The organism is Streptomyces sp. NPDC004126 (genome assembly GCF_050275515.1).
Taxonomy (GTDB): domain Bacteria; phylum Actinomycetota; class Actinomycetes; order Streptomycetales; family Streptomycetaceae; genus Streptomyces.
Map to the genome: position 1 here is coordinate 212,014 of NZ_JBNNPF010000004.1, position 13,565 is coordinate 225,578.

Consider the following 13,565-nt stretch of genomic DNA (forward strand, 5'->3'; position numbering starts at 1 on the left):
TCCGCATCCGCATCCGTCCGCCTCGTTCCTCTCGCCCGACCAGGTGTCATGACCGACGGTAGGTGGAGGTCACGTTCCGTGACACGGCGTGTGGTGGTGAAGGAGGGGCGCGAGGAGCGTGCGGGGCGTGCGCTCAGACCGAGGTCAGCGCCGGGACGGACAGGGTGCCGAACCAGACGTGGGTGACCGCGCTGACGTAGCGGGCCCCGCAGCGGTCGGAGGGGACCACCAGCTGGCTGCCCGGGACGTCGAGCTCCTCGCCGTCCAGGCGGGTGGCCAGCAGGACCGGACTCCCGCAGAAGTCGGCGTCCAGTTCCGCCCAGGACAGCACCGTGTGGTGCCCGTCGCCGCCGCTGACCGCGAGGAGGTAGCGGCTGCGGTCCTTGCGCCGGCGGGCGTCGAAGACCGGGCCGGCGCCGGAGACGACGTCCCGCAGCAGCGCGCCCTCGAAGACGTGGTGCTGCGGGCCGTTCGTCGCGCAGTCGAAGGTGACCTCTGCCCGGTGCTGTGGCCATTCCCGCAGGTCGGCGACGGTGAGAAGAGCCGGGTGGTCGAGGTCGCCGTGCAGCAGGAGTGAGGGCATGGAGCAGTCATGCCCCGCCGGAGTGGCGGTGGAACCTCATCTGCGAGGTTGGGAGGGTCGTATGAGCCGCATCTGTGCGATCAATTGTCGTTTCCACCTTGCAGTTTCCGGTTGATTGCCCGCCAAACCACATCACGTGTCACCGGCAGCTCGGTGAAGCGGATCCCCGTCGCGTCCCGCAGGGCGTTCGTGAACGCCGGGGCCACCGGGTTGAAGGGGCTCTCGCTCATGGACTTCGCGCCCAGCGGGCCGATCGCGTCCGAGGTCTCCATGAAGTGCACCTCGGTGCGCGGCACGTCCGCGTACTGCGGCAGCCGGTAGCGGCGGAAGGCGGCCGTGGTGACCTCCCCGCGCTCGTCGACCCGTACCGTCTCGAAGAGGGTGGCGCCCAGCGCCTGGGCCACACCGCCCTCGACCTGCCCGCGGCACTGCATCGGGTTCATGACCTTGCCGGCGTCCGCCGCGTGCACGCTGCGCAGGATCCTCATCTCGCCCGTGTCCGGGTCCACGGCGAGCCGGAACCACTGGGCGTTGAAGGCCACCGAGCGGGGGGAGCCGCCCCAGTGGCCGTCCGCCGCGATCTCCTCCAGCGCGCCCTTGTCGTGCGCGGCCTCGTACAGCTCCTTGAGGGTGAGGACGCGGCCCGCGCAGTCGAAGGCCTCGGCCTCCAGCCTGCACAGGTGCCGGGCCACTCCCGTGTGGCGGGCGGCGAAGGTCTTCAGCCGCTCGGCGAGCGAGTCCGCCGCGAGCATCACGGCCTTGCCCGCCACCACCGTGCCGGCCGAGCCGAACGCGCCGGTGTCGTGGCGGACCACGTCCGTGTCGGACTGGCGGACCGTGATCCGGTCGACCGTGGTGTTCAGCGCTCCGGCGGTGATCTGCTTGTGGACGGTGGTGGTGCCGTTGCCGAACTCCGCCGTGCCCACCGCGATGTCGTACGTGCCGTCGCGCAGCAGGCTGACCCGCGCGTCGGCGAAGTGCCCGCCGGGCGGCCCGGTCGCGATCATGGCGACCGCCGAGCCCGTGCCGGTCAGCCAGCCCTCGGGGACGTCCTCGTGGCTGCGGTCCTCGGCCTCGGCCCGGCGCACGATGTCCATGCACTGCTTCATCCCGTAGGAGGCGATGAAGAGGTCCTCCTCGTGGCCGATCGGGGTCACCATGTGGTCGCCGGCGCCGATCACGTTCTTCTCGCGCAGCACCAGCGGGTCCATGCCGAGCCGGATCGCGAGCTCGTCCATCACCGATTCGAGGGCGAAGAGGACCTGGCCCAGGCCGTAGCCGCGGAAGGCGCCCGCGGGCACGGTGTTGGTGTAGACCGAGTACGCCTCCACCTCCTTGTTCGGCGCCTTGTACACGGCGAAGGACTCGCCCGCGCTGTGGAACATGACGGCCGGGCCGTGGTTCCCGTAGGCGCCCGTGTTGGAGACGATGCGGATGCGCAGCGCGGTGAGCGTGCCGTCGGCCTTCGCCCCGATCTTGATGGTGATCTTGAAGGGGTGGCGGGTGGTGGCACCGTAGAACTGCTCGGCCCGGGTGAACTCCAGTTTCACCGGGCGGCGCAGCTTCAGGGCGGCGAGGACCACGATGTCCTCGGTGAGCATCTCCTGCTTGCCGCCGAACCCGCCGCCCACGCGGCCCGCGACGACCCGGACCTCGTCCTCGCCCAAGCCGTAGAGCGCGCACAGCGCCCGCCGGGTGAGGAAGGGGGCCTGGGTGGAGGAGCGGACGGTGATGCGCTCGCCGCTGCCGTCCTCCTTGGGTTCGAAATAGGCGACGCTGCCGTGGGTCTCCAGGCTGGCGTGCTGCACGCGCTGCGTCCGGAAGGTCTCCTCGTGGACGACGTCCGCCTCCGCGTACCCCTTCTCCATGTCGCCGATCGTGCCGTGGACCTCGCCGCACACGTTGTTCTCGGCGCGGAAGATCCCCGACTCGGGGCCCTTGGGGTGCAGGACCGGGGCGCCCGGCAGCATCGCCTCCTCCGGGTCGGTGACGTAGGGGAGTTCCTCGTACGTGACGACCACGCGGCGGCAGCCCTCCTCGGCGGCCTGCTCGCTGTCGGCGACCACGGCCGCCACCCGCTGGCCGACGAAGCGGACCACGTCGTCCAGGACCCGGGTGTCCATCGGGTCCTCGGTCGGGTGCTCGTGGCGGGCGGAGGAGTACAGGTGGTCGGGGGCGTCGTGGTGGGTGAGGACCGCGTGCACGCCCGGCACCTGGAGGGCGTCGCGGGTGTCGATGCCGACGATGCGGGCGTGCGGGTGCGGGGAGCGCAGCAGCTTCATGTGGAGCAGCCCGGGCACCTCGACGTCGAAGGTGTAGCGGGCGGTGCCGGTGACGACCTGGGGGCCGGCCGGGGCGCCCGGGCTGCGGCCGACGGCCCGGCCCGCCTCGGGCTCCTCGGTGTGCCGGACGCCGCGGACGGCGTCCTCGATGGCGCGGTAGCCCGTACAGCGGCAGATGTTGCCCTTGAAGGCGCGCGGGAGGTCGTCGAGCTTGCCGTCGTCGTGGGCGGTGCCCCGCTCGGCCTGGAGGGCGGAGGTGGTCATCAGGAACCCGGCCGTGCAGAAGCCGCACTGGAAGCCCTGGGCGTCGAGGAACTGCTGCTGCGCCGGGTGCAGTTCGCCGCCGGGCTTGGCCAGGCCCTCGACGGTGGTGACGGAGCGGCCCTCGGCGCGGACGGCCGGGTAGAGGCAGCTGTGCACCGGCTGTCCGTCGACGTGGACCGTGCAGGCCCCGCAGTCGCCCTGGTCGCAGCCCTTCTTCACGCCGAACCAGCCGCGCTCGCGCAGGTAGGTGCGCAGGCACTGGCCCGCCCGCGGCTCGTCCTCGAAGCGCTGCTCGTTGATCTCGATCCCGTAGCTCATCGGGGTCCCTCCTCCAGGGTGAGTTCGCGGCGGATCTCCTCCGCCTGCCGCAGTGCCATGTGCCGTCGCCACTCGGGCAGGCCGTGGATGTCGTCGAACCACTCCTCGGGGCGGACGGCGTCGTCGATGGCCGCCCGCAGCGCGTCCGCCGTGGGCGGCAGCGCGAACCAGAAGCGGAACGGGCGGGTGGTGGCGGCGGAGACGGTGACGGCGAGGGAGCCGTCCCGCGGGTCGAGGGCGCCGATCACCAGGGAGCCGGAGCGGCCCAGTCCGTAGAGCGAGGCCTGCCGGAAGGCCGTACGGGTCTCCAGGGCGTGGGCGGGGATCCGTACGGAGCGCAGCAGCTCGCCGTCGCGCAGGTCCTTGACGCCGGCGCCGCGGATGAAGTCGGTGACGGGCATCCGGCGGGTGGCGCCGTCCTGGCCCTGGAGCAGGACGGTGCCGTCGAGGCCCGCGGTCAGGGAGATGACCGGGCCGGCCGGCAGGCCGTTGCAGAGGTTCCCGCCGACGGTGGCCATGTTCCAGATCTTGAAGCTGGCCAGGAAGGCCCGGCAGCACTGCTCGACGAGCGGGGCGGCGGCGCGGGACAGGTTCCGCCCGAAGCGGGACAGCTCGGTGATGGTGCAGGTGGCCGCGATGTCGAGGGAGCCGTCGGGCTGCCAGGACAGCGGCGGCCAGCCCATCCGGGAGAGGTCGACGAGGCGGCGGATGTGGGGCTGGGGCTCGGAGAAGAGGTAGGTGCCGCCGCCGAGGAAGGCGTCGCCGGGACGCCAGGGTTCGCGGCGGCGCGCATCGCGCACGTCGAGCACCGTGTTGAGGTCCATTTCGCGCCACCAGCCTTCCTGCCGTCGGGGTTCGCCTCAGTGAAGCAACGGAAAGGGGGCGAAACGACTGGTCCAGGCCACGGAAAGGATCCGGCCGCGGCAGGCCGCTCCTGGTGAATCATCCAAGAGCTATAGGCCGCCAGCAGCCTTGCATTTACGATGACATTCCTCGTATTCACCTCGCGAATGTGGGACACCCCCACCGCAAGGAGTCCCCATGCACGTCCTCGACCTGCTCCAGTCAGACAATCTCGGCCTCACCCTGCTCTGGGGCGAGGAAGCGCTTCTCGGCCAGGAGATCAGCGGTGTCACCGCCACCGACCTGGAGGACCCGGGCCGTTTCCTGGGCCCGGGCGAGCTCGTACTGAGCGGTCTGGTGTGGTGGGCGGAGGGCGAGCCGGCCAAGGCGGACCGCTTCGTCTCCGCCCTCGCGGAGGCCGGGGCCACCGCCCTCCTCGCAGGCGAGGAGACCCACGGACGGGTGCCCGACGCACTGGTCGCCTCCTGCCGGGCCCACCGGATGCCGATCGTGGCCGTCCCCGGGCGCACCAGCTTCCGGGCCGTCACCGAAGCCGTCTACCTGCGCCAGTGGGGCGACCTCAGCCGCCGTCCCACCAGGCCCTTCGCCCTCCCCGAGAACGTGCGCGGCGAGCTGAGCCGGCTGCTGGAGGGCGGCGCCGGACCCGCCGAACTGCTGGACCGGGCCTGCGCGCACCTCGGCAAGGTGGCCTGCTACCTCCTGACCGCGAGCGGGCGCACGGTGGCCCGTACGCCCTCCGCCCCCGTCATACCCGCACAGCGGGCCGCCGCCCCCGCGCGGGGCGGGCTCACCCTGCGCGTCGAGGCCGACAGCTCCCCGTACGACGCCTGGCAGCTGCACGTCCCGGACGCCGACGCGGCCCCGCCCCGGGTGCTGCACGAGATCGCCGAGGTCCTCGCCCAGTACCGCGAGGGCCGCGAGCGCCGGGACACCGCCGCGGCGCGGGCGGCCGGGCAGGCCCTGACCGGGCTGCTGTCCGGCCCGGCGGAGCCCGATTCGGCGGCGCTGGAGGAGGCCCTCGCGGCGGCCGGCCTGCCCGCCGCGGGCCCGTACCGGGTGCTCGCGGCCACCTCGGGGACCGCGCTGGCGGAGGCGCTGGCGCACCTGGAGGGGGTCCCGTGGGCGGCGGGCGACGGGGCCGCCGTGCTGTACGAGGACCCGCGCGGGCGCGTGGACGTCGCGGCCGAGCTGCGCGCACTGTGGCCGCTGCTGCAGGCCTGCGGGGTCCCGGGAGCGGACCTGCGGCTGGGCGCGGGCGCCCCGGCGGCGGGGCCGGAGGGCCTGCGGGCCTCCCTCGGCCAGGCCCGCTTCGCCCTGACGGCGGCCGCCGAGGCAGAGGGCCGGGTACGGGCGGTCGAGCAGCTGGACACCCTCGCGGAGCTGCTGTCGGGGGTGCCGGGAGAGGTCCGCTCGGTGTTCGGGACGGCGACGCTGGGGTCGCTGGGGGACGGCATGCTGCGGGAGACCCTGGAGGTCTTCCTGGCCAACAACTGCTCGTGGGCCCGGACGGCGGAGGCGCTCCACCTGCACGTGAACACCGTGCACTACCGGATGGAGCGGGTGGAGGCCCTGACGGGCCGCGACCTCTCGCGCCTGGACCACAAGCTGGACCTGTACGCGGCGCTGCTCTGCCGCTGACCCCCGCGCGCCGGCCGGGGAGGCCCCCGCGCGGGCTACCCGGGTAGGTCCACGTGGACCTCCGTCGACTTCACCCGGGCGGTGACGCTGACGCCGACCGCGATCCCGAGCTCCTCCACCGACTCGCGGGTCACCACCGAGACGATGCGGTGCGGCCCCGACTGGATCTCCACCTGGGCCGCGACCTCGTCGACCCGTACGGCGGTGACGATGCCCGCGAAGGCGTTGCGCACGGAGGTCGCGGGGGCCCGGCCGGGCACGGGGTGCATCCCGGCGGCCCGCCCGGTGGCGAAGGCGGCCAGCGCCGCGCCGTCGACGGACCGGGTGCCGTCGGGGGCGCGCAGCGAGGGCAGCCGGCCGGCGTCGGCCCAGCGGCGGACGGTCTCGGGGCTCACGCACAGCAGGGCCGCGGCCTGTCCGATCGAGTAAGACGGCACGCCCGCAGCTTAGGGGTTGCCGTGCCGGCCGCGGCGGGGGCATAGGGCCGGCCTATGGGTCCATCGGTCCGGAGGTCCTACCGGGGGCCCGAGGACCGGACGAGGGTGGTGGCAAGAGCCTTTCGATGAAGCAAGGACGCCATGTACACCCTCCTGTTCCTCCTGATCTCCCTCTGCCTCTGGGCGGTGCTGCGCGGCTGGCCGCGCGGGCCACGGCTGTTGCTGTGGGCGGGGACGCTGGCGCTCACCACGCTCGCGTTCCTCCCCCACCTCGACCGCGCCTTCGGCCTGAGCTTCTGAGGAGGAGCACGCGATGACCGCCACCGCGACCACGACCACCACCACCGTCACCGCCCTTCCCCCCGCCCGGCTCTCCCACCGCCTCGGCCTCTGGTTCGCCCACGCCTACGTGCTGGGCATGTGCGCCGCCATCGGCGGGGCGTACGTCTTCCAGTTCGGCCTGTGGGAGTACCCCTGCCCGATGTGCCTGCTGCAGCGGATGTTCATGCTGCTCAGCGCACTCGGCCCGGCCATGATCGTCGCCCGCTCGCGCAAGGGCGCGGTGGGCACCGCCGAGTTCGCCTCCGGGTGGGGCGTCGCGATCGTCTCGGCGCTGATCGGCAGCACCGTCTCCGCCTCGCAGGTGCTGATGCACATCGTGCCCCCGGACCCCGGCTACGCGGGCGCCCTGCTCGGTCTGCACCTCTACACCTGGGCCGCGATCACCTTCCTGCTCGCCGTCCTCGCGGCGGCCGTGAACCTGGTCCTGGCCCGCGAGTTCCAGCCCCTGGGCGCCGCCCAGGCCTCGCCGGCCCTGCGCCGCGCGGCCGGCTTCACCCTGGCCGTCCTCGCGTTCTTCGCGGTGAGCAACCTGGTGGCCTGCTTCCTCCTCCAGGGCCTGCACTGGCAGATGCCGGGCGACCCGACCGGCTACCGGTTCTTCACCGATCTGCTGTGAGGTTGCGGGTCATCCGCTCCAGGACGCTGACGGCGGTCCGGTACTCCTGCGGGGAGATGCCGGCCGTCGACAGCTCGCGGAAGGCGCCGACGCGCTCGCCGGCCAGGGCGAGCCGGGCGCGGCCGTCGTCGGTCAGCGCGAGGCGGCCCGGCTCCGGCCGGGCCGCCCAGCCGCCGTCGAGGACGGCCGCGATGGCGGAGTCCAGGCCGGCGGCCGTGGCGTGGGCGGCGAGGGCGGTGTGCACGGCGGCGTCACCGGCGGCGGGGGAGTCGCGTACGACGTTCAGGACCTGCCAGCCGAGGCGGGTGAGGCCGAACTCGTCCAGCAGGGCGTCCATGGCGGTGGTGAGGGCCTGGTCGGTGCGGCTGAGCCAGTGGCCGATGGGCTTCACGAGGAGGCTCCGGTGAAGGCGGCGGCGTTCTCGCGGGCCCACTGCGCGTAGCTGCGGGCGGGGCGGCCGAGGAGGGTCTCGGTGGTGTCGGCGACGGCGGCGGGGCCGTGGTCCGCGGCCTCCCACAGGTCGAGCAGCGAGGCGACCATCGGCGCGGGCATGTGGGCGCCCATCTGCCGCTCGGCCTCGGCGCGGGAGATGCGCTCGACGGGTATCCCGCGGCCGATGGCGTCGCCCAGGATCGCGAGCTGGCGGCGGAAGGTGAGCGACTCGGAGCCGGTCAGGGTGAGCCGGCGGCCGGTGAGGGAGTCGCCGGTGAGGGCCTCGAAGGCGATGTCGGCGATGTCCTCGGGGTGGATGGGCGCGATGTGCGCGTCGGGGAAGGCGAGCTGGACCGGCAGGCCCCGGCCGATGGGGTACGCCCAGCCGAAGGAGTTGCTGGCGAAGGCGTCGGGGCGCAGGAAGGTGCAGGTCAAAGGCGAGGCGGCGAGGGCGCGCTCGACCTTGAGGCTGTGGCCGGCGAGCGCGTCGTCCTCGGCGCCGGGGGCGAGGACGGAGGACGAGGACAGCAGGACGACGTGCTCGACGCCGGCTGCCCCGGCGGTGTCGATCAGCTCGTGGATGCCGGCGGGCTCGGGATAGAGGAAGACCTGCCGGACGCCGTCCAGTGCGGCGGCGAAGGTCCCGGGGCGGTCGAGGACGAGCTCGCGGGTCTCGACGCCGGCCGGGACGGTGAGCCGGGCGGGGTGGGAGCTGGCGGCGCGGACGGCGTGGCCGGCGGAGTGCAGGCGGGCGACGAGGGCCCGGCCGACCTTGCCGCGGGCGCCGGTGACGAGGGTGGTCATGGGGGTTCTCCGTTCGTGGTGGCGGCAGCCGTTCGCTGACCGTCGACATATGCATGCTTGCATGCACACGTTTTCAGGTCAACACATGTTTGTCGACAGTCACGTATGTACGATGAGGGGCATGACGAAGCAGCAGCCGGACGCGGCGGACATGGGTGACGAAGAGCTGCTGAACGCCGTCGGCCCGGCCTTCGGGAAGCTGCGGCGCTCCTCGCTCCTGGAGGTCGAGGACCCGATCTCCCAGAAGGACCTCGGCCGGACCCTGGTCCTCAACGTGGTCCTGGAGATCGGCCAGGACGGCGCCCGCGAGGTCACCGTCGGCGCGGTCGGCGCGCACCTGGGCACCGACCCGTCGGTGGCCAGTCGCATGGTGTCCGACTGCATCTCCGCCGGCTACCTGGTCCGCGCCGCCTCCCAGCAGGACGGCCGCCGCACGGTCCTGCACCTCAGCCCCGGGGGCGAGGAGCTGATGGTCCGCTTCCGCCGGCACCAGCGCTCGGCGTTCGAGTACATCACCGCCGACTGGAGCGAGCGCGAACGCCTGGACTTCGCCCGCCTGATGCTGAAGTACGTCGCGTCCCAGGAGTCCCTGCGCCGGCGCGGGGCTTGAGCCGCCCGGCGGTGGCGGGAGCGGCGGGCCGCGGCAGCGCCTTCGGCACCTTCGGGGAACTGCTCCAGGGCGTACTGCCCGGCGCCGGCGGCCACTTCATGGTGACCCTGCCGCTGGCGCGGTGGTCCACCGCCGAGTTCTCGTACGAACCGTCCGCCCCCGGCGTCCGGGTCGCCCCGGCCCACAAGCACCGGGCGGCACGGCTGGCGGTACGGGCCCTGCGCGCCGCCGGCCTTCCCGGCGGCGGCCGGCTGAGCCTGGGCGGCGGACTGCCCGAGGGGAAGGGCATGGCCAGCTCCTCGGCCGACCTCGTGGCCACGGCCCGGGCCGTCGCCGACGCCGTGGGCGCCCGGTTCGGCCCCGCCGACGTCGAGGCGCTGCTGCGCGGCGTGGAGCCGACCGACGGGGTCATGTACGACGAGGTCGTCGCCTTCCGGCACCGCGAGGTCAGGCTCCGGGAACGGCTGGGCACGGTGCCGGCCATGACGGTCGTCGGCTACGACGAGGGCGGCACCGTCGACACCATCGGCCGCAACCGCACGGCCGCCGCACCCGGCGCGGCCGACCGGCGCGAGTACGCCCTCCTCCTCGACCGGGCGCGCGAGGCGGTCCGCGCCGCCGACCTGCCCGCCCTCGGCCGCGTCGCCACCCGCAGCGCCGAACTGCACGCCCGCCGCCACCCGCGCCCCGCCCTGCCCGCCCTGCTGCGCGTCTGCCGGGACGTCGGCGGGCTCGGCGTGGCCTGCGCCCACAGCGGCACCGTGCTCGGCATCCTGCTGCCCCACGACGACCCCGCCACCCCCGCGAAGGCCGCCGCGGCCCGGTCCGCCTGCGCCGCCGCCCTCCCCGGCACCACCCGCCTCCACCGCACCCTCGGCCCGGCCGACGACTGGACCGGCGCGGGTGCCCCGTGGGTCCCCGGTCAGCGCGCGGCGGCCCTGGCCTGCGCGGAAGCGACGTAACGGGTGGTGAAGAGCATCGGGACGACGAATCCGGCGGCCTGGGCGAGGGTGGCGGCGGCCGAGTGGCCGAGGCCGGAGCGGGACAGGGCCGCGAGGGCGACCGCGGTCACGGCGAAGGCCGCGGTCCAGACGGCGGTGATCACGGTGCTGGTCCGCACGAACGGCTTCAGCCCCCAGACCTCCCGGGCTTGCGGCCCTCCGGGCCGTACCACTGAAGGGGCTGGCCGGTTACTGCGGCGATGCATTCGAAGTCGTGGTCACAGTGCAGGAGGGTGAGTCCCTGCAATTCGGCAGTCGCGGCGACCACGAGGTCCACTGCACCGGCGCTGCGGTGCCTGCCTTGCTTGGTGAGGGCCTCCTGGACCTGCCAGGCCCGGTCGTAAGCCCGGTCGTCGACGGGAACCCAGCCGAAGAGCAGCCGCATGTCCTCGATGCCGCGCGCCCGGTCGGCAGCCGATCGGGCGCTGTGGAAGAACTCCAGCTCGGTGATGGGGCATGTGGCGATCAGGCCCGCGGCCGCCGCCTGGTCCCAGCCGTACTGCTCCGCGTCGCCCTGCATGAAGCGGGCGAGGGCGCTGGTGTCGATCAGGTAGAGAGCGGCGTTCACCGTCGGTAGTTCCGCTTGTCCTCGAAGAGCGTCAGATCGAAAGCGCCTTCGGCGGCCGCGGCGCGCAGACGGGTCAGGGCCAGCGCCCGCCGCCTGTTCTCCAGCACCTCGCGCAGGGCTGTGTTGACCGTCTCCTTCTTGGTGCTGGTCCCCAGGGCTTTGGCTACTTCTGCCAACAGCTCGTCATCGAGGTCAATCACCGTCCGGCTCATGTGCACCTCCTTTATATCAATTATGGAACCAAGTATACCTTCCGTGGTCCATCGATGTCATGGGTTCACGTCGGCATGACGCCGTGGATGCGGGACAGGGTGAAGACGCGCTCGTCGTCCCGCAGGTGGCACCAGGCTTCGAGGTAGGGCGGGTCGAGTGCGAGGCGGCTGAGTGTGCGCACGGTCCGGTTGCCGGATGCGGCGACGTACTCGACGGTGATGGCCTGACCGGCGTCGATGGCGTGGGCGAGCCGGCGGACGTCGCTGTACGGCAAGCGCTTCGCCCACCCGGCGACGATCTCTTCGGTGTCGGTGCCAAAAGGAACCCCGCTGCCGAACGGGTCGGGGTCCGGGGTGGTCGGTGGTGCGGTCAGCAGGCGGGCGGCCAGGGCGTTCGGGTCGGCGGTGGCCGGTGTCGCCGCGGTGTCGCGGACCGCGTTGTGGTGGTCGGTGCCCGTGCCGGCCCGTCGTGGGGGCGGCACGGGGGCGGCTGCCCTGTGGGGTCGCTTCTTCTCGATGCGCACGGTCCCGTCGGTGGTCTCGGCGACGGGGGCGTAGCCCTCGGCCCGGAGTGCGGCGAGGGTCGCGTCGAGCGGGCTGCGGCTGACCAGCACCGTGGGCGCCAGCTGTCGCAGGCCGAGTTTGGCGAGCTTGCGGTGGGCGGCGAGCTCGGTGAGGAGCGTCGGCTCCTCGCCGTGGATGACGCATGCGGCGGTGGCGATGCGTACGCGGCCGTGACTGCGGGCGGTGTCGGCGATGAGATAGGTCAGGGGTTGGGGCAGCGGCCCGGAAGTGACGGTGGCCAGGTCGGCTGCGAGGCCGTCAGGCGAGTGTCCGGCATCCAGGGCCCGGCGGACGCTGCCCGTACTGAACCGCCACACCGAGGCCGTGCCGCTGGTCTCGCGGTCGGCGACGGAATCCAGCAGCGAGGCGAGTGGCGCGGACGGTGTGCCGGTGACGATTGCGGTGAGGTCGGCGCCGATCCGTGCTGTTCGGGTAGCCGTGGGCAGGAGCCGCCCGCACACGGCGGCCAAGCCTGCCGCGTCGTCTTCCAGCAGGGCGGTGCCGAGGGGAGACAGCGCACCGCGAGCGAGTACGCCGAGCAGCCCGGCCTCGTGGATCAGGAGAGCGAACGGCGTCCCGTCCTGGGGCGCCCCGTCGGCGAAGGGGCGGTACCAGGCCACCAGCGGCCCCAGCTCCGAGGCGGTGGCCGCGCCGTGCCCTGCCGGGAGCTGTGCCGCCGCGTGGAGCAGTCCATGCCGGGCTTGCAGGCAGCCGCCGCAGGGTGGTGCTCCCGCGAGGGCGGGGAGCGCCTTGTTGTCCCCGTCTCGTGCCCGGGTCGGGGTGAGTGCCAGGTTGCGCCATGCGTGGAGCAGTGCGGTGTGCCGTTCGGCGGGCTCCTGGTCCGCCCAGGCGTCGTATGCCGCGGTGGGTACCACGCGGTCATGGTCCCGGCCCAGCAGCCCGGCCGCGTACGCGGCCTCCAGGGTGAGGCGTACGACGGCGTCGTCGGCTTGGGCGGCCTTGCTGATCCGGGCCAGTTCACGGGCGCCGATCCCGCCGGACTTGAGTCTGGCCGGCGGAGACGCCGAACAGGCGGCGAGGACCGACGCGGCCTGGGCGGCGAATGCCGTGGCCGCGGCTGCGGCCTCCCGTTCCACCGCGGCGGAGCCGATGGCGACCGACGGCGTGGAAGGCGGTAGGGGATCGAACGGGGCGTGCCAGGCCGGCCCGCGCAGTGCCAGCGCGACTTCAACGGGCATGTGTACGGGGCCGTACCGGTGGCGGTCCACGATCAGGAGTCCCCGGTCGAGTGCCCATCGCGCGCCGGGTTCGAGCTCGGGCCCGGACGACCCGAACATGATGAACTGCCGCTGCCCCGCGGTGGGGTCCGCTCGGCGGGCGAGGAGCTTCCGGGTGATCGCGGGTGCCCGTGCCACGACTTCGGCGACGGCTCCCGGGTCACTGTGGTGTTCCACCAGGGCTGCCAGCCGCTGCTGCTTGGTGCTCTGTGGCTTGATGCCGAGTGCCACCAGCATGGCGCGCAGCTCGTCCGAGGTCGCGCCTGCCAGCAGTTTCTCCAGGGGGTCGTCCACCCCGAGGGGTGCCTCCCACGCCTGCCGCAGCGGAGAGGCCATACGGAGTGCTCCGGTGCCGTCTGGCCACACCAGTGCGTGATCGGCCAGCGCCTTCAGCGTGGAGTCCAGCCCGCGAGCGGCATCGCCGTCCGCTGCTCCCAGCAGCTTGGCCAGGTTGTCGCGCGAGGCCGCTCCTCCCCGCGCCGCCAGCGCTTCGGCCACTTGCAGGCATGGCAGCGTGAGTGGCGGCAGGGCGAGTGCCACCGACCCCGGGCGCTGGAGGCGGTCCGCCAGCTCCCCCAGCGTGCGCGGTTCTGGCGCCGCCGCCGCGTCCCTCCGCGTGGCGAGTACGCGTGCCAGGCGCGGAGCGTCGAGCGAACCCAGCCAGGCTGTCAGCGTTGATCGGGACTTCACGGGGCACCTCGCCGGACCGGACGGCAGCACCGGATCGGCCCCGGCACAGAGCCCAGCATGGTGCAGACGCCGGCAGCACGGGTGGCGAACGGAAGCGGTTCC

15 protein-coding genes are annotated in these 13,565 nt (G+C 73.4%); 5 read left to right on the top strand and 10 right to left on the bottom strand.

Going from position 1 to position 13,565, the window contains the following annotated elements; all coding sequences use genetic code 11:
* Positions 1-133 precede the first annotated feature (133 nt).
* The 3 genes from ACQKM2_RS06310 to ACQKM2_RS06320 form a co-directional block, all read right to left on the bottom strand.
* Complete coding sequence (locus ACQKM2_RS06310) at positions 134-583, bottom strand: molybdopterin-dependent oxidoreductase (protein ID WP_427707132.1); 450 nt, start codon at positions 581-583, stop codon at positions 134-136.
* A gap of 80 nt (positions 584-663) precedes the next feature.
* Entirely contained in the window at positions 664-3,447 is a 2,784-nt protein-coding gene (locus ACQKM2_RS06315) for a molybdopterin-dependent oxidoreductase (RefSeq protein WP_427707134.1), read from the bottom strand.
* Positions 3,444-4,271: an FAD binding domain-containing protein gene (locus ACQKM2_RS06320; protein WP_427707136.1), complete on the bottom strand. Its 828-nt coding sequence runs from the start codon at positions 4,269-4,271 to the stop codon at positions 3,444-3,446. Before ACQKM2_RS06320 ends, ACQKM2_RS06315 begins: the two co-directional genes overlap by 4 nt.
* Before the next feature lie 217 nt (positions 4,272-4,488).
* On the opposite strand from ACQKM2_RS06320, the gene ACQKM2_RS06325 reads away from it, so the two are divergent.
* Positions 4,489-5,949 carry a PucR family transcriptional regulator gene (locus ACQKM2_RS06325; protein ID WP_427707139.1) on the top strand — a complete coding sequence of 487 codons (1,461 nt, stop codon included), beginning with the start codon at positions 4,489-4,491 and terminating at the stop codon, positions 5,947-5,949.
* Positions 5,950-5,984: 35 nt separating this feature from the next.
* Here the strand turns inward: ACQKM2_RS06325 and ACQKM2_RS06330 are convergent, their stop codons facing one another.
* Positions 5,985-6,386 carry a TOBE domain-containing protein gene (locus ACQKM2_RS06330; RefSeq protein ID WP_427707140.1) on the bottom strand — a complete coding sequence of 134 codons (402 nt, stop codon included), beginning with the start codon at positions 6,384-6,386 and terminating at the stop codon, positions 5,985-5,987.
* A gap of 141 nt (positions 6,387-6,527) precedes the next feature.
* Between ACQKM2_RS06330 and ACQKM2_RS06335 the strand changes: the two genes are divergently transcribed.
* Both ACQKM2_RS06335 and ACQKM2_RS06340 read left to right on the top strand, forming a co-directional pair.
* On the top strand, positions 6,528-6,686 hold the full coding sequence (locus ACQKM2_RS06335) for a hypothetical protein (protein ID WP_427707141.1): 159 nt from the start codon (positions 6,528-6,530) through the stop codon (positions 6,684-6,686).
* A gap of 13 nt (positions 6,687-6,699) precedes the next feature.
* Positions 6,700-7,344: a disulfide bond formation protein B gene (locus ACQKM2_RS06340; RefSeq protein WP_427707142.1), complete on the top strand. Its 645-nt coding sequence runs from the start codon at positions 6,700-6,702 to the stop codon at positions 7,342-7,344.
* Here ACQKM2_RS06340 and ACQKM2_RS06345 read toward each other — a convergent pair.
* Together ACQKM2_RS06345 and ACQKM2_RS06350 are read right to left on the bottom strand one after the other, a co-directional pair.
* The gene (locus tag ACQKM2_RS06345; protein ID WP_427707143.1) at positions 7,328-7,735 is read right to left on the bottom strand and encodes a MarR family winged helix-turn-helix transcriptional regulator; all 408 of its coding nucleotides are present in this window, start codon (positions 7,733-7,735) and stop codon (positions 7,328-7,330) included. The genes ACQKM2_RS06340 and ACQKM2_RS06345 overlap by 17 nt on opposite strands.
* Entirely contained in the window at positions 7,732-8,580 is an 849-nt protein-coding gene (locus ACQKM2_RS06350; protein WP_427707144.1) for an NAD(P)H-binding protein, read from the bottom strand. Before ACQKM2_RS06350 ends, ACQKM2_RS06345 begins: the two co-directional genes overlap by 4 nt.
* 121 nt (positions 8,581-8,701) lie before the next feature.
* On the opposite strand from ACQKM2_RS06350, the gene ACQKM2_RS06355 reads away from it, so the two are divergent.
* Positions 8,702-9,190, top strand: a complete 489-nt coding sequence (locus ACQKM2_RS06355; RefSeq protein ID WP_427707145.1) for a MarR family winged helix-turn-helix transcriptional regulator — start codon at positions 8,702-8,704, stop codon at positions 9,188-9,190.
* Complete coding sequence (locus tag ACQKM2_RS06360) at positions 9,187-10,152, top strand: kinase (RefSeq protein WP_427707146.1); 966 nt, start codon at positions 9,187-9,189, stop codon at positions 10,150-10,152. The genes ACQKM2_RS06355 and ACQKM2_RS06360 overlap by 4 nt, the downstream gene beginning before the upstream one ends.
* Here ACQKM2_RS06360 and ACQKM2_RS06365 read toward each other — a convergent pair.
* From ACQKM2_RS06365 to ACQKM2_RS06380, 4 genes are all read right to left on the bottom strand, one after another.
* Positions 10,113-10,310, bottom strand: a complete 198-nt coding sequence (locus tag ACQKM2_RS06365; RefSeq protein ID WP_427707147.1) for a hypothetical protein — start codon at positions 10,308-10,310, stop codon at positions 10,113-10,115. The two genes, ACQKM2_RS06360 and ACQKM2_RS06365, sit on opposite strands and share 40 nt — an antisense overlap.
* A gap of 8 nt (positions 10,311-10,318) precedes the next feature.
* Positions 10,319-10,759: a PIN domain nuclease gene (locus ACQKM2_RS06370; protein ID WP_427707148.1), complete on the bottom strand. Its 441-nt coding sequence runs from the start codon at positions 10,757-10,759 to the stop codon at positions 10,319-10,321.
* Positions 10,756-10,971, bottom strand: coding sequence for a type II toxin-antitoxin system VapB family antitoxin (locus ACQKM2_RS06375; RefSeq protein ID WP_427707149.1), 216 nt, complete (start codon positions 10,969-10,971; stop codon positions 10,756-10,758). Before ACQKM2_RS06375 ends, ACQKM2_RS06370 begins: the two co-directional genes overlap by 4 nt.
* Positions 10,972-11,036: 65 nt before the next feature.
* Positions 11,037-13,463: a helicase C-terminal domain-containing protein gene (locus tag ACQKM2_RS06380; protein WP_427707150.1), complete on the bottom strand. Its 2,427-nt coding sequence runs from the start codon at positions 13,461-13,463 to the stop codon at positions 11,037-11,039.
* Positions 13,464-13,565 lie beyond the last annotated feature (102 nt).